This window comes from Streptomyces sp. NBC_00287 (assembly GCF_036173105.1).
Taxonomy (GTDB): domain Bacteria; phylum Actinomycetota; class Actinomycetes; order Streptomycetales; family Streptomycetaceae; genus Streptomyces.
Map to the genome: position 1 here is coordinate 5,673,905 of NZ_CP108053.1, position 19,578 is coordinate 5,693,482.

Genomic DNA, 19,578 nt, shown 5'->3' on the forward strand with positions numbered 1-19,578 from the left:
GCACGTATGGTTGTGAAGTAGCCCTTACCCCGGTTTCAGAAAGGCCCCCGCCGCCATGGTGCAGATCAAGACCCCCGAGCAGATCGCCAAGATGCGTGAGGCAGGGTTGGTCGTCGCCGCCATTCACGCGGCCACTCGGGAGGCCGCGGTGCCCGGGGCCAGCACCAAGGATCTGGACGAGGTCGCGCGCAAGGTGCTCGCGGAGCACGGGGCCAAGTCGAATTTCCTCGGGTACGGCGGGTTCCCGGCGACGATCTGCACCTCCGTGAACGAGGTCGTGGTCCACGGCATCCCGTCCGACGAGGTCGTCCTCAAGGACGGGGACATCATCTCCATCGACTGCGGCGCGATCATCGACGGCTGGCACGGTGACGCCGCCTACACCGCCTTCGTGGGCTCCGGTCACGCTCCGGAGCTGATCGAGCTCTCCCGGGTGACCGAGGAGTCGATGTGGGCCGGTATCGCGGCCATGAAGCTGGGCAACCGCCTCGTCGACATCTCCAAGGCCATCGAGACGTACATCCGCCGCCAGCCCAAGGCCGGCGGCGGCCGGTACGGGATCATCGAGGACTACGGCGGCCACGGCATCGGCACCGAGATGCACATGGACCCGCATCTGCTGAACTACGTCGAGCGCCGGCGCGGCAAGGGCCCGAAGCTGGTCCCCGGCTTCTGCCTCGCCATCGAGCCGATGGTCTCCCTGGGCACCCCGAAGACCGAGGTCCTCGCCGACGACTGGACGGTCATCACCACCGACGGCACGTGGTCGTCCCACTGGGAGCACAGTGTCGCCCTGACCGAACAGGGCCCCCTCGTGCTGACGGCTCCCGACGGGGGTAAGGCGAAGCTGGCGGAGTACGGGATCGCTGCCGCTCCGGATCCGCTGGGCTGATCGCCTATGGGGGAGCGGGGGCTTGTCGCGCAGTTCCCCGCGCCCCTATCGGGGCGCTTAATGATCTGCCTGCTGGGGCAGGATCCCTCGATTCGTGTTTCCGGGTGCGCTGACGTAGACTGACTCGTCGGCTCTTGTGTACCCGCATGTCTGCATGCGCTCACTCTGAGTCGATCAAGGTAGTCGATTCGAAGGGCAAAGCGTGGCCAAGAAGCAAGGTGCCATCGAGATCGAAGGCACTGTCGTCGAGTCTCTCCCGAACGCCATGTTCAAGGTGGAGCTCCAGAACGGCCACCAGGTCCTGGCACACATCAGCGGCAAGATGCGTATGCACTACATCCGCATCCTCCCTGACGACCGGGTCGTGGTGGAGTTGTCTCCGTACGACCTGACGCGTGGCCGGATCGTCTACCGCTACAAGTAGATCTTGCCCGCATCCCGTTTCGGCGGGGTGGTGGCACTGACCCGGAGAACCTCAATCCCATGAAGGTCAAGCCGAGCGTCAAGAAGATCTGCGACAAGTGCAGGGTGATCCGCCGTCACGGTCGGGTCATGGTCATCTGCGAGAACCCGCGCCACAAGCAGCGCCAGGGCTGACGCACGACCTTTCCCTCTGCATCTTGATCGCAGAGACTTCGCGCGACGCGAGCTGAATATGTTCATACGCAGGGCCCAGGCGCTTGTCGCCTGATACCCCCGGTTCGGAGGCCGGGGACCCAGTTCGTACCTGGTACGGCGGCTGGGAGCCGGTTCTGCGGAAGACCTCCGAAGATCACCAGGAGCCATTGAATGGCACGCGTTTCCGGTGTTGACATCCCGCGCGACAAGCGCGTGGAGGTCGCCCTCACCTACGTGTTCGGCATCGGCCGGACCCTCTCTCAGGCGACGCTGGCCGCGACCGGCGTCGACCCGAACACCCGTGTTCGCGACCTCTCCGAGGAGCAGCTCGTCGCGATCCGCGAGTTCGTGGACAACAACATCAAGACCGAGGGTGACCTCCGTCGCGAGATCCAGGCCGACATCCGCCGCAAGGTCGAGATCGGCTGCTACCAGGGTCTGCGTCACCGCCGTGGCCTGCCCGTCCGCGGTCAGCGCACCAGCACCAACGCCCGCACCCGCAAGGGCCCGCGTCGCGCCATCGCCGGCAAGAAGAAGCCGGGCAAGAAGTAGTCCTCAGCGGACTTCGCAGTCCAGCGGTCTTCGCTGTAGGACCGACCACCTCCCGTAGGAGTACAGATGCCCCCCAAGGGTCGTCAGGGCGCTGCCAAGAAGGTGCGCCGCAAGGAAAAGAAGAACGTCGCTCACGGCCACGCGCACATCAAGAGCACGTTCAACAACACGATCGTCTCCATCACGGACCCGTCCGGCAACGTGATCTCCTGGGCCTCCGCCGGCCACGTCGGCTTCAAGGGCTCCCGGAAGTCCACGCCGTTCGCCGCGCAGATGGCCGCCGAGTCGGCTGCCCGCCGCGCTCAGGAGCACGGCATGCGCAAGGTCGACGTGTTCGTGAAGGGTCCGGGTTCGGGTCGTGAGACCGCGATCCGTTCGCTTCAGGCGACCGGTCTCGAGGTCGGCTCCATCCAGGACGTCACCCCGACCCCGCACAACGGCTGCCGTCCGCCGAAGCGTCGTCGCGTCTGACCTCGCTTCGCAGGGCTTTTCGGGCGGTACGGCTCTTCGGGGCGGTATCGCCCGTACCCTTGCAGTACCCGTCCCTTTTGCCGGGGACGGTTCCGTCGGGCGTCAAATAGCGGGCGTCCACGAAAGAAGGATCTGATCCACACATGCTGATCGCTCAGCGTCCCTCGTTGACCGAAGAGGTCGTCGACGAGTTCCGCTCCCGGTTCGTGATCGAGCCGCTGGAGCCGGGCTTCGGTTACACCCTCGGCAACTCCCTTCGCCGGACCCTCCTGTCCTCCATCCCCGGTGCGGCTGTCACCAGCATCCGCATCGACGGCGTGCTGCACGAGTTCACCACCGTGCCGGGCGTCAAGGAGGACGTCACCGACCTGATCCTCAACATCAAGCAGCTGGTCGTCTCCTCGGAGCACGACGAGCCGGTCGTGATGTACCTGCGCAAGCAGGGCCCGGGTCTGGTCACCGCCGCCGACATCGCGCCCCCGGCCGGTGTCGAGGTGCACAACCCCGACCTCGTCCTCGCCACGCTCAACGGCAAGGGCAAGCTGGAGATGGAGCTCACGGTCGAGCGTGGCCGTGGGTATGTCTCCGCCGTGCAGAACAAGCAGGTGGGCCAGGAGATCGGCCGTATCCCGGTCGACTCCATCTACTCGCCGGTTCTGAAGGTCACGTACAAGGTCGAGGCCACGCGTGTCGAGCAGCGCACCGACTTCGACAAGCTGATCGTCGACGTCGAGACCAAGCAGGCGATGCGTCCGCGTGACGCCATGGCCTCCGCCGGTAAGACGCTGGTCGAGCTGTTCGGTCTCGCCCGCGAGCTGAACATCGACGCCGAGGGCATCGACATGGGCCCGTCCCCCACGGACGCCGCCCTTGCCGCTGATCTGGCGCTGCCGATCGAGGAGCTCGAGCTCACCGTTCGGTCGTACAACTGCCTCAAGCGTGAGGGCATCCACTCCGTGGGTGAGCTCGTCGCGCGTTCCGAGGCCGACCTCCTGGACATCCGTAACTTCGGTGCGAAGTCCATCGACGAGGTCAAGGCGAAGCTGGCCGGCATGGGCCTGGCCCTCAAGGACAGCCCGCCCGGATTCGACCCCACGGCCGCTGCCGACGCCTTCGGCGCCGACGACGACGCGGACGCGGGTTTCGTGGAGACCGAGCAGTACTGATCAGTACTTGATCGGTCGTTGCCGGTGAGCATCCGCTCATCGGGTTCCTGACCCCGGTACCTGACACGGCCGGGGCAGACACACAGGAGAAAGAACATGCCGAAGCCCACCAAGGGTGCCCGTATGGGCGGCAGCGCCGCGCACGAGAAGCTGCTCCTCGCGAACCTCGCGAAGGCGCTCTTCGAGCACGGTCGTATCACCACCACCGAGGCGAAGGCGCGCAAGCTGCGTCCGTACGCCGAGCGTCTGGTCACCAAGGCGAAGAAGGGCGACCTTCACAACCGCCGTCAGGTGCTCCAGGTGATCACGGACAAGAGCATCGTCCACACGCTCTTCACCGAGATCGGCCCGCGCTACGAGAACCGTCCGGGTGGCTACACCCGTATCACCAAGATCGGTAACCGCCGTGGCGACAACGCGCCCATGGCTGTCATCGAGCTGGTCGAGGCGCTGACGGTTGCGCAGGAGGCTACGGGCGAGGCCGAGGCCGCCACCAAGCGCGCCGCCAAGGACGCCGAGGTTGAGCCCAAGGTTGACGTCACCAAGGCCGATGAGGCCGAGGAGACGCCTGCCGAGGAGTCCAAGGACGCGTAAGCGTTCTGCCCCTTGGGGCGTTGGCGGGTCCGTTCCTTTCGAGGGGCGGGCCCGCTTTTGTTGTTGAGAGGATCTCTGGGTGAGTGACGAAGTGCTGGCCGGGTTCGTGAGGATTCGGCTTGATCTGTCCTACGACGGTTCCGGCTTCTCCGGGTGGGCCAAGCAGGCCGGGGGGCAGCGGACCGTGCAGGCGGAGGTCGAGGGTGCGTTGCGGACCGTTACGCGGTCTTCGGAGACGTACGACCTCACCGTCGCCGGGCGGACCGATGCCGGGGTGCATGCTCGGGGGCAGGTCGCGCATGTTGATCTGCCTTTGGAGTTGTGGGGCGAGCATCGGGAGAAGCTGCTCAAGCGGCTTGCCGGGCGGCTGCCCAAGGACGTGCGGGTATGGGCGCTCACCGAGGCTCCGGAAGGGTTCAACGCGCGGTTCGCGGCTCTTTGGCGGCGCTATGTCTACCGGGTCTGCGACCGGCCTGGTGGCGTGGATCCGCTGTTGCGCAGTCATGTGCTGTGGCATGACTGGGAGTTGGACGCCGCCGTGATGGACGCCGCCGCCAAGTCCCTTGTCGGGGAGCATGACTTCGCCGCTTATGCGAAGAAGCGCGTGGGGGCTTCGACGGTGCGCGAGATCTTCGACTTCGGGGTGCGCCGTACCGCTGACGGGGTGGTGGAGATCGAGGTCCGGGCCGATGCCTTCTGCCACAACCAAGTGCGGTCCATGGTGGGCGCGTTGCTGTTCGTGGGGGACGGGCACCGCGGGGTGGAGTGGCCGCGGAAGGTGCTCGACGCGCGGGTGCGCGACAGTGCCGTCCATGTCGTACGGCCGTACGGGCTGACTCTGGAAGAGGTCGCCTACCCGGCCGCCGACCAGCTCGCTGAGCGGCAGCGGCAGGCGCGGCGGGTGCGGGGGCAGGTGCACTGAAGGGGGGCCCTGCGGCGCAGGGCCCCCCTTCGGTTTACGTCAGTCCTGCGCGCGGCGGGAGCGGGTGAACCGCATCGCGGCCCAGCCCAGTCCGGCGAGCGCCGCGGCCGCCCCGGCGAGGGTGCCGATGCCCGCGGCGCCGGTCAGGGCGAGGCTGCCCGAGTCGCCCTGGGTGTCGGTGCCACCGGTGCTGTCGGAGCCGCCGGTCGTGGTGTCGGAGCTGCCGGAGGGGCTCGGCGACGGGGAAGCGGTCGCGCCCTGCTCGGTCACCTCGACGGTGAAGCGGATCCCGGCGTCGCCGGCCGTCGCGAGGACGTTGTACGTGCCCGGCTCCTGGCCCGCGACCAGCTCGGTGGCGGTGGCCTCGCCGTCGGCGTCGGTGGTCACGTTCACGGAGTCCTCGTCGCCCTCGAAGGTCGGGGCGTCGTCGGAGTTGCTCTCGACGGAGAACTCCACCTCGGTGTCCGCCGCCGCAGCGCCGTTCTTGGTCACCTTGACGGTCAGCGGGTCGGTGAAGGTGTCACCTGGCTTCGCCTGCTGGTCGTCGCCGCCCGTGATCTCGATGGCGTGGCTCGTCTGCCCGACGTGGGCGGTGAAGGTCGTCGAGACGTCACCGGAGGTGGCGCGGACCGTGAAGTCGCCTTCCTTCTCACCGGTGATGACGCTGGGGGACTGGGCGCGTCCCTGGGCGTCCGTGTACACCTGGGTCGGGGAGTCCTCCCACTTCACCCCGAGGCCGCTCGGGTCCTCCAGGGTGTAGGTCACCTTCTGGTCGGGCAGCGGCTCGCCGTTCTTGTCGCGGGCCACGACCACCATCGGGTCGGAGACATTGATCGGGAGGATGGTCTGGTCGTCGCCGGACTCCCGGGTCAGCTCGGTCACCACCGGGACGCCGTCGGGCGACTTCCACTGGAGGACCACGCGGCCGTCGCCGCCGCGCTCGTTCCAGCCGCCCTGGCCGACGCCGGCGAGGTCCGGCGTGTTGTCGTCGAGCGGATTGTGCACCCAGAACGGGTCGTCCTTCGCCGCCGGATAGGGCGTGGTGCTGCTCAGCATGCGTACGTCGGAGGTGCGCTCGGGGTCGGCGTAGCTGGAACCGCCACCGCCGCTGCCGCCGTCGCCCTGCGCCTCCCGGAGGCCGCCGCCACCGCCACCCGCGTAGCCCGCGCCGCCACCGCCCGCCTTGGCACCGCCGTCACCACCGGCACCGCCCTGCGTGTGGTCGGCGCCGGGCTTGCCGCCCTCGACGCCGGCCGCGCCGCCCTGGCCGCCCTTCGCACCCTTGCCACCGAAGTCGTCGCCGGCGTCGCCGCCGTCGGGAGCGCCGCCGCTTCCACCCTTGCTCATGTCATGGCTGCCGTACCCGGCGCCACCGCCGCCGGCGGCGATGAACAGCGCGGAGCCGTCCGCGGCGCGGACCGCGGTGCTCGCACCGCCGTTCCCACCCCAGTTGCTCGCGCCGGCCTTGCCACCGAGCGCATCGCCGAAGAGCTTGCCTCCGATGCGCCAGCCGCCGACCTTCACGGTCAGGTGCTCACCGGGGGTGACGTCCAGCGAGCCCCCCACATACGCGGCGTTGCCGCCGGTGGCGAACGGATTGCCGTCGCCGCCCATGCCCCAGCCGCGGAAGTCCAACTCCTCCACCCCGGCGGGGACCTGGAAGTCCACGGCTGCGCCGGAGTGGTCGAAGATCTTGCAGTGGGTGAAGCCCTCTGTCGGCTTGCACGGCTCGGTCCCGGCCGCTGCGGCCGGCCAGGCGCCCCCGACGCCCAGGCTCGCCACCAGCAGCGCGGCCGCACCCACGGCGCGCGTGCCTTGGCGCAGCGCGGAAGAACGTCTGTTCATGAACCCCTCCAGAGCAGACACAGCCCCCCCTGGGGCGTGTGAAGAGTGGTGGGGGAGGCGAGATTCCCCTGTCTCGTCCGGCATCTCGTCCAGGCCCTTGAAAAGAAGGAAGGACCGTGCGCATCATCCCCACCCGTCAACCGCTATTTTACTGTCACACCAGTCGCATTGGACACTTGAATTAAGAACGTCTTTGCGAAGCAGGGGGGTTGGGGCATTGATGCCAGTGGGGAGTCACTTTGAGTAAGGGCAGTAAGCATTCAGGTCAGGTGGGCAGACGCTCGGCATTGCGGGCCATGGGGCTCGGGGGTCTGGTCACGGTCGGCGGGATAGGGGCGCTGGCCACCGCGGACGCCGCGCCGGCCGAGGGCCTGGGGGTGCCGCCGTACGCGCCGACCGGTCGGCGGCCGCGTTATCGCCGGGCGACCTGGAGCCAGCAGTTCCAGTCGGGGCACGGCTGGACGGCGGGCGGCGCGGGGACCGCCTCGTCGGACCCGGCCGACACCGCGGTCTTCACCCGGGGCGCCTCCTCGGTCCGTGTGACCACCGCGGGCACCGGTGTGCAGTCGTACGTCCGCAAGACCGGTATGACCGCCATGGATCTGAGCGGCAAGATGATCCGGCTCATCTTCCGGGTCACGGACGCCACCCATCTCAGCAGGGTTGTCTTCTACCTCGGCAGCTCCGGGCTGAAGAACGCCTTCAGCTGGAAGGTGCACAACCATGCGAAGACCGGGGCCAATTACGTGCAGTCCGGGGAGTGGGTGACGGTCCATCTGCAGTGGGCCGACGTCACCTCGGCGTCCGGGACGTACACGCTCTCCGCGCAGGGCGAGCCGTCCGTGCGGACGGGGTTCACCGATATGTCGTTCGCGGTCTACGACGACGCGGCGGCCCCGGTGACGTACCACCTGCAGACGGTCGAGCTGGTACCCGACACCGAGTCCGTCTTCTCCAAGGGCGTCGTGTCCATCACCTTCGACGACTCGCACAAGTCGGTCCACGATCTCGCCCGTCCGGTCATGGACCCCTTCGGCATGCCGGGGACGCTCTACAACATCGCCGATGTGATCGGCACCGGCTCTTTTGTGAACCTCGCGCAGATGCGCTCCCTGCAGGACTCCTCCGGCTGGGAGATGGCCGGGCACTCCTATGCCAACGCGACGCACACGGCGAGTTATCCCAAGCTCACCGCTCAGCAGGTCGACGCGGATTTCGCAAAGCTGCGGGAATGGCTCGTCGGCAATGGATTCACCAGCGAGCACTTCGCCTATCCGCACGGCGCATTTCAGAACACCACCGACGGAGTGCCCGTCGATCTGCTCGCCGCGCGTCACTTCACCACGGCCCGCTCGATCATTTCCGAGACCATCGAGAGCTACGCCCCGGCGATGCCGTATCGCCTCAAGGCACTGACCGGCATCACCGACGGGACGGGTATCGGGGGCACCGCGCTGAGCAAGGTGGTCGGCGCGGGTGGGGCGCTGGACCGCTGTGCCCGTAGCGGCAGTTGGCTGATCCTGTGTCTCCACAAGATCGTCGCCGGTACGCCGGCGGCGAGCACCGAGATCAGCCAGGCCGGTCTCCGTACGCTGATGACGGAGATCCAGAAGCGGGAGATCGAGGTGCTCACCGTCCAGGAGGCGATGGCGTACTACAACTGACCGCTACCGGCGGTCACCGAACCAGCCGTCGTCCTGGTGCTCCGGGGCGTACGGCTGGTTCTGGTTCTCCGGGGTCCAGTGCTGCTGCTGTTGCGGCTGCTGGGGGTACGGACCGTGCGGCTGCTGCGGGATGTACGGCTGCTGGCCGTGGCCCTGGTGGGGCTGCTGGCCCTGCTGCTGGCCCTGCCACTGGTCGTAACCCTGCACGTGCTGCTGCTGGTACGGGCCCTGCTGCTGGCCGCCGTACGGCTGCTGCTGGTGCTGCGGCTGCTGGAACTGCTGCTGCGCGCCGTAGCCCTGCGGCGGTATCGGCTGCACCTGCGTCACGCCGTTCCACGCCACCTGCTGCTGGGGCGCGTTGCGGCCCATGTCGTGCAACTCGCCCTGGGTGTGGCCGGTGTAGGCCTGGGCCATGCCGTTGGGGTTGCGCGGGGAGGCGTGCGGGGCGGTACGCGCGAGGGCGATGCCCTCCAGGCGCATCATCTCGATCGTGGAGGAGACCTGCTGGGACGAGTACTCGTCCTCTTCCTCGTAGACCGCGGAGACATCCTGCTCGTGGTCACCGGCGACGGAGACCTCGACGCCGCCCTGACGGGTGCCCCAGCTGCCCTTGTGCAGGGTGACCAGCGCGTAGAAGCGCAGCGGGGTCAGCAGGAGCAGCTGGATGACGCCGTACAGCGGGGCCAGCAGGAACATGCCGAAGCGTCTGATGAAGCCCATGCCGCGGCGGGGGAAGTCCAGGTACCGGACGTTGCGCAGGTACCCCATGAGGACCATGAAGACCAGGTAGTCGCCGATGTGGTTGACGAACCGCTCCGGCTGCATGATCGGCAGGATGACCATGGAGTAGAACATCGCCGAGCCGAAGACCAGCCACAGCGCCAGTTCCATGCAGGTCAGCCAGAACGCGGGCCGGAACTTCTTCTGGTTCTTGAAGGCCCACAGGGACTCGCGGAAGAAGGACTTGTTCCAGCGGACCTGCTGGCGCAGGAAGTGCGGCAGCTTCTCGGGGACGGCGGTGTAGCCGACGGCCGTCTCCTGGAAGACGACCTGGCCCTCCATCAGGCAGTAGTTCGTCATGCGCCGGTCGTCGCCGAAGACGGCCGGCTTGCCGAGGAACTGCTGGTTGAGGAAGTCCGGCAGGTACTTGCGCACCAGCGTGCCGCGGTACACCGAGAGCGCGCCGCAGCAGCAGAGCACCGACTTCAGCCGGGAGTACGCGGCCCGCTCGAACAGGAACGAGTTGCCGTACCGGAGGTCCTGCAGGCGCGTGAAGATGTTGCTGTCGTGGTTGAGCGCGAGGACCATGCCCGTGGAGGCCATGATCTTCGGGTCGGCCATGGGCAGCAGCAGCTCACGGACGGTGTCCCGGGACAGGATCGTGTCCGAGTCCACGCACAGGAACAGGTCGGTGTAAGGCGCCGCCTCGAAGCCGAGGGCGAGGGCCTCGCGCTTGCCCTTGTTCTCGGGCTGCACGCTGACCGTGTACTTCACGCCCTGCGCCTCGAACTCGCGGCGCATCTTCTTCGCCGCCTTGATGCCGGAGTTGTCGGCGCTGGCGTCGTCGATGATGTGGATCTCGTTGGGGAGCCGGCTCTGCGCGAGAAGGCTGCGCATGCCCTGCTCGAACATCACTGGGTCCTCGTTGTAGATCGGGATGACCGCGGTGACCCAGGAGTTGTCCAGCAGCATCAGCTCCTCGCGGTCCGCCTTGGCGGGCCGGTAGAAGAGTGCACCGAACATCTTGAGGGCGAGCAGCCCGAGCGCGCCGAACGAGTAGTAGTGGAGCGACTCCGGGTCGAGCTTGGTAACGATGACGGCGGCGATGGCGAGGAAGAAGAAGTACGAGACCTTCAGATGCCGTCGGCGCTTGTGACGGCGGCGGCCGTCGGTGTCGACGGCCCCCGGTATGTAGGTGTCGGTCACAGCTTGACCACCTGGGGATGGTCGGCCGACTTGCCGCGCGTGTCGAAGAGCAGACGGGCACGGTCGGCCAGCGCGTCCAGGTCGAGCTCGCTGTGGTGCTGAAGAAGGATGGTCAGGTCGGCTTCGGCCGCACCGGCGAGGTAGTCCTCGACGCGGGGCACCGAGGTGCCCTCGACGGTCCAGTCCTCGACGCGGGGGTCGTAGTAGGCGAGGTCGGCGCCGCGCTCCAGCAGCAGCTCGGCCACGTCCACCGCGGGGCTCTCCCGCTGGTCGGAGATGTCCGGCTTGTAGGTGACGCCGAGCAGCAGGACACGCGTGCCGCGGATCGGCTTGCCCTGCTCGTTGAGCAGGTCCGCGGCGCGTGAGACGACATGGGCGGGCATCCGCTGGTTGATCTCCTGGGCCAGTTCCACGAACCGGAACGGTATCCCGAGCGAACGCACCTTGTAAGAGAGGTAGTTGGGGTCGATCGGGATGCAGTGACCGCCGACGCCGGGGCCCGGGTAGAAGGGCGCGAAGCCAAAAGGCTTGCTGGAGGCGCAGCGGATGGCGTCCCAGAGATCGACGCCGATCTCGCGGCAGAACATCGCCATCTCATTGACGAGCGCGATGTTCACGTGCCGGTAGGTGTTCTCCAACAGCTTGGCCATCTCGGCTTCACGCGTGCCCTTGGCCTCCACCACGCTGCCCACGAAGCGCTCGTACAGCGCGCGGGCCGCCTTGGTGCAGTCCGGGGTGGTGCCGCCGACGACCTTGGGCGTGTTCTCCAGGCCGTAGGTCGGGTTCCCCGGGTCGATGCGCTCGGGGGAGAAGGCGAGGTAGAAATCGACGCCCGCCTTGAGGCCGCCGGCCTCCAGACGCGGACGGACGACCTCGTCGGTGGTGCCCGGGTACGTCGTGGACTCCAGGACGACCAGGGTGCCCGGCTTGAGGTGGGCGGCGATGTCCGCGACCGCGGAGTCCACCGCGCCGAGGTTGGGCGCGCCGTGCTCGGTCAGCGGGGTGGGCACACAGATGACGACCGCGGCCGCGTCCGCGATGACCTCGGGTGAGGAGACCGCGCGGAAACCCTGGTCGAGCATGGAGCGCACATCGGCGTCGCTGATGTCGTCGACGTGGGAGGACCCGGAGGTCAGCCCCTGCACCACCGACTGGCTGCGGTCGAGGCCCACGACCTTCAGACCGGAAGCGCTTGCTGCCCGGGCAAGCGGCAGCCCGACGTAGCCGAGCCCGATGATCACGAGATCGACAGTGGAGTTTCGGTTCACGGCAATACTTCCCACCCCGGCGCCACCCAAGCCCCCAGCCCGGGCGCACAGTCATCCATCGAATACAAGGAGCGCAAAGGCTAACAGCGCCCACACATGTGTTCACACCTCGCACACAGTCGTTTTTGTCACGCGAAGCTGCGTACAACCCTTGTGCATGGTCATGAGTCGGCCCGTTTGTCGCCGGTTTCTGCCCGGAAGCGACCACTGGTGCCCGGCGCCGGGACAGGTACCCTCTTGCCGATTCATCCGCCGGGCGCATGCCCCGCGCCCCGAAGGAGTCCCCCCGTGGCGTCCCGCCGTCAGCCCAAGCGTCGCAGTGGCATAGCCCGCGCTTTCAAGGTCCTGCTCGTGGTGGCCGTCCTCGCCGGCGGCGTCCTGGCCGCCAAGCCGGTATGGAACCACTTCAACCCGGAGGAGCCCGAGCTCACGATCCGCTACCGGACGGAGACCTCGGCCGAGTCCGACGCCGTCCGGCCGTGGCTCGAGGTCTTCAACACCTCCGAGAAGCCGGTGCCGCTCAGCGATGTCGCCCTGCGCTACTACTTCACCGCCGACGGGGACGCGTCGTACGGCTTCAACTGTGTGGAAGCGGCGGTCGGTTGCTCGAATCTGACCGGTGCCGTGGTCGCCATGGACGCGCCGCACGAGGGCGCCGACCACTACCTGGAGCTCGGGTTCACCGAGAAGGCGGGCGTGCTCGAGCCCGGCGCGAACAGCGAGGGCCTGGAGCTCCAGCTCTACCGGACCGACCACAAGCCGGTGAACCAGGACGGCGACTGGTCCTACGACGCCTCGAAGAAGACGTACCAGAACTCCGACCGGATCCCCGCCTACAAGCGCGGCGCCCTGGTGTGGGGCGAGGAGCCCGGCGGCAAGGGCGCCGAGGCCTCGGCGAAGCCCGTGTCCGAGGCCGTGCCCGAGCTGCCCGAGGGCGGGTTCTTCGACGACTTCAACTACCGGGGCCCGAAGGACACCGCGCTGTTCAAGCACGGCTGGCTGGTGCGCACCAGCGAGGGCGGCCCCGGCATCGAGAACACCTGGACCGCGAAGGGCGTCACCTTCCCGGGCGAGGAGGAGGCACTCGGCGGCCAGGTCCTCAACCTGCGCGCCTCGACGGACGGCACGAAGGCCGGTACGAAGCAGGCCGCGCTCGGCACCAAGGAGGCGAAGTTCCGCACCGGCACCTACGCGGCGCGGATCCACTTCACCGACAAGCCGACCAGCGGCGAGAACGGCGACCACATCAACCAGACGTTCTTCACCATCGGCGGCTCGGGCAGCAAGTACGCCGAACTCGACAACGAGTACATGCCGAACGGCGGTTGGGGCGCGCCCGGACCGAAGCTGGACACCACCACCTGGCGCAACGCCGACGAGGGCGACCGCGTCACCAGCAAGACCGAGAAGAGCATCGCCGGCTGGCACACCATGGTGATCACGGTCGAGAAGGACGCCGTCACCTACAGCCTCGACGGCAAGACCCTCTACCGCAGCGGCGCCGACTACGCCCCGCGCGCCGACATGGCGATCAACTTCAACACCTGGTTCGTGGACCTGCCGTTCACCGGCGACCGGGCCTGGGACATGAAGGTGGACTGGATCTACCACCAGGCCGGCGAGAAGCTCACCGCCGAGGAGGCCGAGGAGGCCGCCAAGGAGTTCCAGGGCAACGGCGTCGGCTGGTTCGACACGCTGCCCGCGTCCTGAGCGGCCCTGAGAGGCCCTGAGGGATCAGCCCGCCTGAGCCGCCGCCGACGCCTGGGCCTCGCCCCGGCGTCGGATCTGGTAGAGCGTGAACTCGGCCAGATCGTCGCCGGCCGCGAAGACCTTGGTGTCCTTCTCCGTCACGTCCTTGCCGCTGGTGAACCCGGCGACCGTGAAATAGGCGTACCGGCCCACGGAGTTGCGCGTCGAGCGGCAGACGGCGGAGTTGCAGAAGGCCTTCACGCCCTTGCCGGACAGCGACTTCACGATGCTCTTGTCGTCCGTCTGGGTCCGGGCCTTGGTCGCCTGGGCCTCGGTGTCGAAGACGGCCACACCGACCGTGACCGCGACGCCGTCCTTGACGTACGTCACGCGCATCAGACGCGTGCAGTCGTTGGCGTCGAGCACCTTCGGCAGGGTCTTCAGGGCGGCCGAGGAGCAGTCCTTGGCGTCGGCCGTCGGGCCCTTCTTGTAGACGGTCTCGCTCCAGGTCACCTGGGTGCCCGGGAAGAGCGTCGCGGGGCTGAGCGGGGCGGTGTCCTTCTTGGCGCTCGCGATGAAGTCGTTCGGATCCAGCGGGGGCGGCGCGCTCGTCGGCTCGAAGGACGGCGCCGGGCCGGTGGACCCGCTCGGTATGTCCGCGGTCGCGGGAAGCTGCGCGGTCGGCTTGTTGGAGGCCTCGTCGCCGCCGTTCGCCGACACCACGGCCACGGCGACCGCCGCGGCCACCCCGACCGTGGCCAGCGCGCCACCGCCGATGAACAGCAGCCGACGTCGCTTGTTACGGGACTCGGACGCCTCGGCGAGCGCGGCCCAGTCCGGGGTCTGGCTGTCGCCGCCGTTGTTCCACGGCTGCTGGGATTGCGGTTTCCAGGGATCCCACTGGGACTGGGGTCCCCCCTGCTGCCCGAAGCTCATGGGCCGCATCTTAGACGGGGACCGGGGTGTGCCGTTCCGCCTCAAGGGCCCCTGGGGCGCCTAGCGTTGCGCCGGTGAGCGAGGGCAAAAGCGACATCTCCGGGTGGTTGGTACGACCCGCGTCCTGGCATCTGTGGGCGCTCCTGGCGGCCGTGCTCGGCGCCGCGACGGTCCGCACCACCCGCCTGACCTCGGACGGCGGCATGGACAACGCCATCGTGGTGCGGGCCGCGCGGACCTGGCTGGACGGCGGCTCCCCCTATGACGATCCGCACTTCCTCTATCTACCGGGCGCCGTGCTCGCCGCCGCCCCCCAGGCCCTGCTCTCCCCGACCGCGCTGCGCATGCTGGTGCCGCTCGCGGTGACCGCCTGTCTGGCCGCCGGCTGGGCCTGCGCCCTGCGCCTGCACGGCATCCCGCCGCGCAGCCGTCTCGCCGCCCTGGGCCTGGCAGGCCTCACCGCCGGCTTCGCGCCCTTCGCCCATCTGATCCTTCTGGCGAACTGGACGGCGACGGCCGCGCTTGCGCTGCCGCTGGGGCTGCTGCTGGCGAGCCGGGGCCGGTGGGCGGCGGCGGCCGTGGTCTTCGGTACGGCGATCGCGTTGAAGCCGGTCCTGCTCCCGATGGCGCTGCTGCTCGCCTTCGCCGGACGATGGCGGGCCCTGGCCCTGATGATCGCCGTCCCGGTGACGGCGTCGACGGCCTCGGCCCTGTTCCTCCCCGACCCCACGGGCTTCTTCACCCGCACCCTGCCCTTCCTGCTGAAGGGCGACGACGATTTCGTACGGCTCTACGAGGCATCCCCCGCGGCCGTGCTGCCCAGGCTCGGGGTGCCGCCGGGGTTGGCCGTGCTGCTGGCCCTGCTCGCGGCGGCCGCCGGGGTGGCCTGCGCCTACCGGCGCTGGCGCCGCGCCGACCCCGGCCCGCTCAGGCTCACGGAGACTGCGGCGGCCCTGATGCTCTCGGCGTTCCTGGTGTCCAGACCGTCGTACGACCACTATCTGGTGATCGTCGTCCCGCTGCTGCTCGCTTCTCTCCCGTGCGCGGGCTCGGTGGCCCGGGGGCCCTGGTTCTGGCTCGCGCTGGTGCCGCAGCTGCCGGGGGTGACCTGGCCCTATCTGGAACCGGTGCAGCGGCGGGCCTTCAAGGACGCCCTCACGCTGTGTGCGCTCACCTTCACGATCGTTCGGCACGGCTGGGCGGGGCAGCGCAGGGTGCCGGTAAAATCGGCTCCTGTGACAGCAGTGACCTCGTTTTGACCCGTCCGGGGCAGCCCAGGTATTCTGCTTGTTCGTTGTGTATTGGCTTGCTCATTCTCACGGGACGGGCCCTTACACCGGTCCACCGGGCCGATGACCAGCGACCCCACGTACGCGGTATGCGTCGCCGCAGTGCGGTCCAGGCTGTCGTGATCGTTTCGGTGACCTTGTCAGGACCATTCACTCGAAGCGAAGGCTACGAACCGTGCGTACGTACAGCCCCAAGCCCGGCGATGTGACGCGCCAGTGGCACGTCATTGACGCTCAGGACGTCGTCCTGGGCCGTCTCGCCACCACCGCCGCGTCCCTCCTCCGGGGCAAGCACAAGCCGATCTACGCCCCTCACGTCGACACCGGTGACTTCGTCATCATCATCAACGCCGACAAGGTGCACCTGTCCGGCAACAAGCGGACCCAGAAGATGGCGTACCGCCACTCCGGCTACCCGGGTGGTCTGCGCTCCGTCCGTTACGACGAGCTGCTGGACAAGAACCCCGAGAAGGCCATCGAGAAGGCCGTCAAGGGCATGCTCCCCAAGAACACGCTGGGCCGTCAGATGCTCTCGAAGCTGAAGGTCTACAAGGGTGACCAGCACCCGCACGGCGCGCAGCAGCCGCAGCCGTTCGAGATCACCCAGGTCGCGCAGTAAGTCCGGCCACCCCCTAAGACTGAAGAGAATCTGAGGAGCATCGTGGCCGAGACCACCGTTGAGCAGCCGGTCGAAGAGACTGAGCTCGTCGACATTGACAGCTACACCACCGAGTCCGAGGTGCCCGTCGAGGGCGAGTACACCTCGGAGTCCCTCGCGTCCCGCTTCGGTGAGCCCCAGCCGGCCGCCGGCCTGGGCCGCCGCAAGAACGCCATTGCCCGCGTCCGGATCGTCCCGGGCACCGGCAAGTGGAAGATCAACGGTCGCACCCTTGAGGACTACTTCCCCAACAAGGTGCACCAGCAGGAAGTCAACGAGCCCTTCAAGGTGCTCGAGCTCGAGGGCCGCTACGACGTCATCGCCCGTATCTCGGGTGGCGGTGTCTCCGGTCAGGCCGGTGCGCTCCGTCTCGGTGTCGCCCGTGCGCTGAACGAGGCCGACGTCGACAACAACCGCGGCCCGCTCAAGAAGGCCGGCTTCCTCAAGCGCGACGACCGTGCGGTCGAGCGCAAGAAGGCCGGTCTGAAGAAGGCCCGTAAGGCTCCGCAGTACAGCAAGCGCTAAGCTTCGCTGCCTGCAGCGCGTACTCGCACTTCAGCAGTACGTCCGAACGCCCCGGCGGCACGCCACAGTGCCGCCGGGGCGTTCGTTTATCACAGTCTTGGGCGTATAACGGCACAAGGTGCTCAAAGGCTTGTGTGATCGGGTGATCTTGGGATGATCTCCGAGAGTGATCTCGAAAGTGACGCTTCATCAGGAGGACAAGTGGGACGACTCTTCGGCACGGACGGCGTGCGCGGTGTCGCCAACGCGGATCTGACCGCCGAGATGGCGCTCGGTCTGTCGGTCGCGGCGGCCCACGTGCTGGCCGAGGCGGGCACCTTTGAGGGCCACCGGGCGACAGCGGTGGTCGGACGGGACCCGCGCGCGTCCGGGGAGTTCCTGGAAGCCGCCGTGGTCGCGGGGCTCGCGAGCGCGGGTGTCGACGTGCTGCGGGTCGGTGTGCTGCCGACGCCCGCCGTGGCCTATCTCACCGGCGCGCTCGGCGCCGACCTCGGCGTGATGCTCTCCGCCAGCCACAACGCCATGCCGGACAACGGCATCAAGTTCCTCGCACGCGGCGGGCACAAGCTCGACGACGAGCTGGAGGAGCGGATCGAGGCCGTCTACGAGGAGCACCGGCGCGGTGAGCCCTGGGAGCGGCCCACCGGCGCGGGCGTCGGCCGGGTCCGGGAGTACGACGAGGGCTTCGACAAGTACATCGCCCACCTCGTCGCCGTACTGCCCAACCGGCTGGACGGGCTGAAGATCGTCCTCGACGAGGCGCACGGGGCCGCTTCGCGGGTGTCGCCGGAGGCGTTCTCGCGGGCCGGGGCCGAGATCATCACGATCGGGGCCTCGCCGGACGGGCTCAACATCAACGACGGCTGTGGATCGACCCATCTCGATCTGCTGAAGGCCGCCGTCGTCGAGCACGGCGCGAATTTCGGCATCGCCCACGACGGTGACGCCGACCGCTGTCTGGCCGTCGACCACACCGGTGAGGAGGTGGACGGCGACCAGATCATGGTCGTACTCGCGCTGGCGATGCGGGAGCGTTCCGCACTGCGCTCCGGCACCGTTGTCGCGACCGTGATGTCCAACCTCGGGTTCAAGCTGGCGATGGAGCGGGAAGGGCTGAAGATCGTCCAGACCGCCGTCGGTGACCGGTATGTGCTGGAGGAGATGAAGGAGCACGGGTATGCGCTGGGCGGTGAGCAGTCCGGGCACGTGATCATCCTTGATCACGCGACGACCGGGGACGGCACGCTGACCGGGCTCATGCTCGCGGCTCGGGTTGCTGAGACCGGGCGGTCTCTGCGGGAGCTGGCCTCTGTGATGGAGCGGTTGCCTCAGGTGCTGATCAATGTGCCTGATGTTGATCGGTCGCGGGTGAAGACGTCCGGGGAGCTGGCTGCGGCTGTTGCCGAGGCGGAGGCGGAGTTGGGGTCCACGGGGCGGGTGCTGTTGCGGCCGTCCGGGACCGAGCCGCTTGTTCGGGTGATGGTTGAGGCCGCCGATATCGATCAGGCTCGGGCTGTTGCCGGGCGGCTGGCCGATGTTGTGAAGTCTGCGCTGGGTTGAGGCTCCGGGTTCGGGGCAGGCGCGCTGACGCTGATGCCAGGCGTGGGGCGCGCTGCCCTAGGTGGGCTCGACGGCCCGGCGTTTGGAGTGTGACCAGATCCATTTCTGGGCCAGCAGCGTCAGCGTGCCTGCCAGGACGATTCCCAACAGGTTCAGCAGGAGTTGTTCCGTTGAGCCCCAGGTCTGTTTGGTGTCGCCGTAGCTCAGGGCTACTGCCGCGTTGGCTGCTGCCGGGACCGTGGTGACCGAGATGGCCACGCCCACCAGGGCGCCCGACTTCGATGAGGTCAGGGAGAGGGTGCCGGCGGCGCCGGCCAGGACCGCGACGATGAAGGAGAACCAGTCGGGGGCGTAGACGAAGGCGGTCTGGGGGCGGTCGGCGTCCAGTTGCTCCTGGCTGAACAGATCGATCGAGTCCATGAAGAAGCTGAAGCCGACCGTGACCGCCATGGCCACCGCGAAGCCCACCAGCAGCGCGATCAGTGACCGCAGTGCCAGGCGCGGGGCGCGCTGCACCAGGGCTGTGCTGAAGCCCGCCAGTGGGCCGAACTCCGGGCCCACGGCCATCGCGCCCACGACCAGGATCGCGCTGTCGAGCACCACACCGCAGGCCGCGATCATCGTGGCGAGCGTGATGAACGCGAGGTAGGTGACGGAGAGCGTCGACTCCTCGTGCGTCGCGTCCGTGAGGTGCTCCCAGAGCACCGCGTCCGCGCCCTCGCCGGGGGCGTCCGCCTCGGCCTGGTCCGCGCGTTTGGACAGGGAGAGGTCGATGTTCTCCACCGCGATGGACCCGCAGTCCTCGATGTCCAAGTGCTGGAGCCCGGCGAGGAGTTCGTCGCCCGCCTCGCGCGCCACATCGCACATCACCACGTCCCCGGCGGGGTTGCGGGCGGCGCCCGGCAGCACCACGAGGTGCGTGGTGCCGACGGTGCTCTCGATCAGACTCACCACGTCGGCGGTCTTCTCGGTCGGCGTGATCAGGCGCAGATGCAGCATGGCG

The 19,578-nt window shown here is 68.2% G+C and carries 19 protein-coding genes; 14 read left to right on the forward strand and 5 right to left on the reverse strand.

All coding sequences use genetic code 11. The features are described from left to right. Positions 1 to 55 precede the first annotated feature (55 nt). The 8 genes from map (at position 56) to truA (ending at position 5,215) form a co-directional block, all read left to right on the forward strand. The gene (gene map, locus OHT76_RS26005) at positions 56 to 892 is read left to right on the forward strand and encodes a type I methionyl aminopeptidase (RefSeq protein WP_328873260.1); all 837 of its coding nucleotides are present in this window, start codon (positions 56 to 58) and stop codon (positions 890 to 892) included. Positions 893 to 1,094: 202 nt separating this feature from the next. Further along, positions 1,095 to 1,316, forward strand: coding sequence for a translation initiation factor IF-1 (gene infA / locus OHT76_RS26010; protein WP_003948620.1), 222 nt, complete (start codon positions 1,095 to 1,097; stop codon positions 1,314 to 1,316). Positions 1,317 to 1,375: 59 nt separating this feature from the next. After that, on the forward strand, positions 1,376 to 1,489 hold the full coding sequence (gene rpmJ, locus OHT76_RS26015; RefSeq protein WP_003998809.1) for a 50S ribosomal protein L36: 114 nt from the start codon (positions 1,376 to 1,378) through the stop codon (positions 1,487 to 1,489). Between the two features lie 192 nt (positions 1,490 to 1,681). Further along, positions 1,682 to 2,062 carry a 30S ribosomal protein S13 gene (gene rpsM, locus OHT76_RS26020; RefSeq protein WP_328873261.1) on the forward strand — a complete coding sequence of 127 codons (381 nt, stop codon included), beginning with the start codon at positions 1,682 to 1,684 and terminating at the stop codon, positions 2,060 to 2,062. A 66-nt stretch (positions 2,063 to 2,128) separates the two neighbouring features. After that, positions 2,129 to 2,533, forward strand: a complete 405-nt coding sequence (gene rpsK, locus OHT76_RS26025) for a 30S ribosomal protein S11 (RefSeq protein WP_003956432.1) — start codon at positions 2,129 to 2,131, stop codon at positions 2,531 to 2,533. Positions 2,534 to 2,676: 143 nt separating this feature from the next. Continuing rightward, positions 2,677 to 3,699, forward strand: a complete 1,023-nt coding sequence (locus OHT76_RS26030; RefSeq protein WP_003966937.1) for a DNA-directed RNA polymerase subunit alpha — start codon at positions 2,677 to 2,679, stop codon at positions 3,697 to 3,699. A gap of 96 nt (positions 3,700 to 3,795) precedes the next feature. Further along, a complete protein-coding gene (gene rplQ, locus OHT76_RS26035; RefSeq protein WP_328873262.1) occupies positions 3,796 to 4,293 on the forward strand; it encodes a 50S ribosomal protein L17 in 498 nt (165 codons plus the stop codon). 79 nt (positions 4,294 to 4,372) lie between these two features. Next, a complete protein-coding gene (truA, locus tag OHT76_RS26040; protein ID WP_328873263.1) occupies positions 4,373 to 5,215 on the forward strand; it encodes a tRNA pseudouridine(38-40) synthase TruA in 843 nt (280 codons plus the stop codon). A 39-nt stretch (positions 5,216 to 5,254) separates the two neighbouring features. On the opposite strand, the gene OHT76_RS26045 is transcribed toward truA, so the two are convergent. Further along, positions 5,255 to 7,060, reverse strand: a complete 1,806-nt coding sequence (locus OHT76_RS26045; RefSeq protein WP_328873264.1) for a hypothetical protein — start codon at positions 7,058 to 7,060, stop codon at positions 5,255 to 5,257. Between the two features lie 269 nt (positions 7,061 to 7,329). Here OHT76_RS26045 and OHT76_RS26050 point away from each other — a divergent pair, with 269 nt between their 5' ends. Further along, positions 7,330 to 8,724, forward strand: coding sequence for a polysaccharide deacetylase family protein (locus OHT76_RS26050; RefSeq protein ID WP_328873265.1), 1,395 nt, complete (start codon positions 7,330 to 7,332; stop codon positions 8,722 to 8,724). Positions 8,725 to 8,727: 3 nt separating this feature from the next. On the opposite strand, the gene OHT76_RS26055 is transcribed toward OHT76_RS26050, so the two are convergent. Both OHT76_RS26055 and OHT76_RS26060 read right to left on the reverse strand, forming a co-directional pair. Then, on the reverse strand, positions 8,728 to 10,650 hold the full coding sequence (locus tag OHT76_RS26055) for a glycosyltransferase (RefSeq protein ID WP_328873266.1): 1,923 nt from the start codon (positions 10,648 to 10,650) through the stop codon (positions 8,728 to 8,730). Beyond that, the gene (locus OHT76_RS26060) at positions 10,647 to 11,918 is read right to left on the reverse strand and encodes a nucleotide sugar dehydrogenase (RefSeq protein ID WP_328873267.1); all 1,272 of its coding nucleotides are present in this window, start codon (positions 11,916 to 11,918) and stop codon (positions 10,647 to 10,649) included. The genes OHT76_RS26055 and OHT76_RS26060 overlap by 4 nt, the downstream gene beginning before the upstream one ends. 288 nt (positions 11,919 to 12,206) lie before the next feature. On the opposite strand from OHT76_RS26060, the gene OHT76_RS26065 reads away from it, so the two are divergent. Beyond that, complete coding sequence (locus OHT76_RS26065; RefSeq protein WP_328873268.1) at positions 12,207 to 13,628, forward strand: cellulose binding domain-containing protein; 1,422 nt, start codon at positions 12,207 to 12,209, stop codon at positions 13,626 to 13,628. Between the two features lie 24 nt (positions 13,629 to 13,652). On the opposite strand, the gene OHT76_RS26070 is transcribed toward OHT76_RS26065, so the two are convergent. Beyond that, on the reverse strand, positions 13,653 to 14,543 hold the full coding sequence (locus OHT76_RS26070) for a hypothetical protein (RefSeq protein WP_328873269.1): 891 nt from the start codon (positions 14,541 to 14,543) through the stop codon (positions 13,653 to 13,655). A gap of 74 nt (positions 14,544 to 14,617) precedes the next feature. On the opposite strand from OHT76_RS26070, the gene OHT76_RS26075 reads away from it, so the two are divergent. The 4 genes from OHT76_RS26075 (at position 14,618) to glmM (ending at position 18,575) form a co-directional block, all read left to right on the forward strand. Further along, positions 14,618 to 15,802 carry a glycosyltransferase family 87 protein gene (locus tag OHT76_RS26075; protein ID WP_328873270.1) on the forward strand — a complete coding sequence of 395 codons (1,185 nt, stop codon included), beginning with the start codon at positions 14,618 to 14,620 and terminating at the stop codon, positions 15,800 to 15,802. A gap of 205 nt (positions 15,803 to 16,007) precedes the next feature. Beyond that, positions 16,008 to 16,451 (forward strand): 50S ribosomal protein L13, encoded by a 444-nt coding sequence (rplM, locus tag OHT76_RS26080; RefSeq protein ID WP_058923752.1) that lies wholly within the window; start codon positions 16,008 to 16,010, stop codon positions 16,449 to 16,451. Between the two features lie 42 nt (positions 16,452 to 16,493). Continuing rightward, positions 16,494 to 17,015, forward strand: a complete 522-nt coding sequence (gene rpsI, locus OHT76_RS26085) for a 30S ribosomal protein S9 (RefSeq protein ID WP_099930786.1) — start codon at positions 16,494 to 16,496, stop codon at positions 17,013 to 17,015. Between the two features lie 201 nt (positions 17,016 to 17,216). Next, positions 17,217 to 18,575: a phosphoglucosamine mutase gene (glmM, locus tag OHT76_RS26090; RefSeq protein ID WP_328873271.1), complete on the forward strand. Its 1,359-nt coding sequence runs from the start codon at positions 17,217 to 17,219 to the stop codon at positions 18,573 to 18,575. A gap of 57 nt (positions 18,576 to 18,632) precedes the next feature. Here the strand turns inward: glmM and OHT76_RS26095 are convergent, their stop codons facing one another. After that, positions 18,633 to 19,574, reverse strand: coding sequence for a DUF389 domain-containing protein (locus tag OHT76_RS26095; protein ID WP_328873272.1), 942 nt, complete (start codon positions 19,572 to 19,574; stop codon positions 18,633 to 18,635). Positions 19,575 to 19,578: the final 4 nt, after the last annotated feature.

What these genes read in the sequence shown, in the direction of transcription:
- map (WP_328873260.1), top strand. Translation starts at nt 56, where the DNA reads ATGGTGCAGATCAAGACCCCCGAGCAGATCGCCAAGATGCGTGAGGCA.
- rpmJ (WP_003998809.1), top strand. Translation starts at nt 1,376, where the DNA reads ATGAAGGTCAAGCCGAGCGTCAAGAAGATCTGCGACAAGTGCAGGGTG.
- rpsM (WP_328873261.1), top strand. Translation starts at nt 1,682, where the DNA reads ATGGCACGCGTTTCCGGTGTTGACATCCCGCGCGACAAGCGCGTGGAG.
- rpsK (WP_003956432.1), top strand. Translation starts at nt 2,129, where the DNA reads ATGCCCCCCAAGGGTCGTCAGGGCGCTGCCAAGAAGGTGCGCCGCAAG.
- OHT76_RS26030 (WP_003966937.1), top strand. Translation starts at nt 2,677, where the DNA reads ATGCTGATCGCTCAGCGTCCCTCGTTGACCGAAGAGGTCGTCGACGAG.
- rplQ (WP_328873262.1), top strand. Translation starts at nt 3,796, where the DNA reads ATGCCGAAGCCCACCAAGGGTGCCCGTATGGGCGGCAGCGCCGCGCAC.
- OHT76_RS26045 (WP_328873264.1), bottom strand. Translation starts at nt 7,060, where the DNA reads ATGAACAGACGTTCTTCCGCGCTGCGCCAAGGCACGCGCGCCGTGGGT.
- OHT76_RS26070 (WP_328873269.1), bottom strand. Translation starts at nt 14,543, where the DNA reads ATGAGCTTCGGGCAGCAGGGGGGACCCCAGTCCCAGTGGGATCCCTGG.
- OHT76_RS26095 (WP_328873272.1), bottom strand. Translation starts at nt 19,574, where the DNA reads ATGCTGCATCTGCGCCTGATCACGCCGACCGAGAAGACCGCCGACGTG.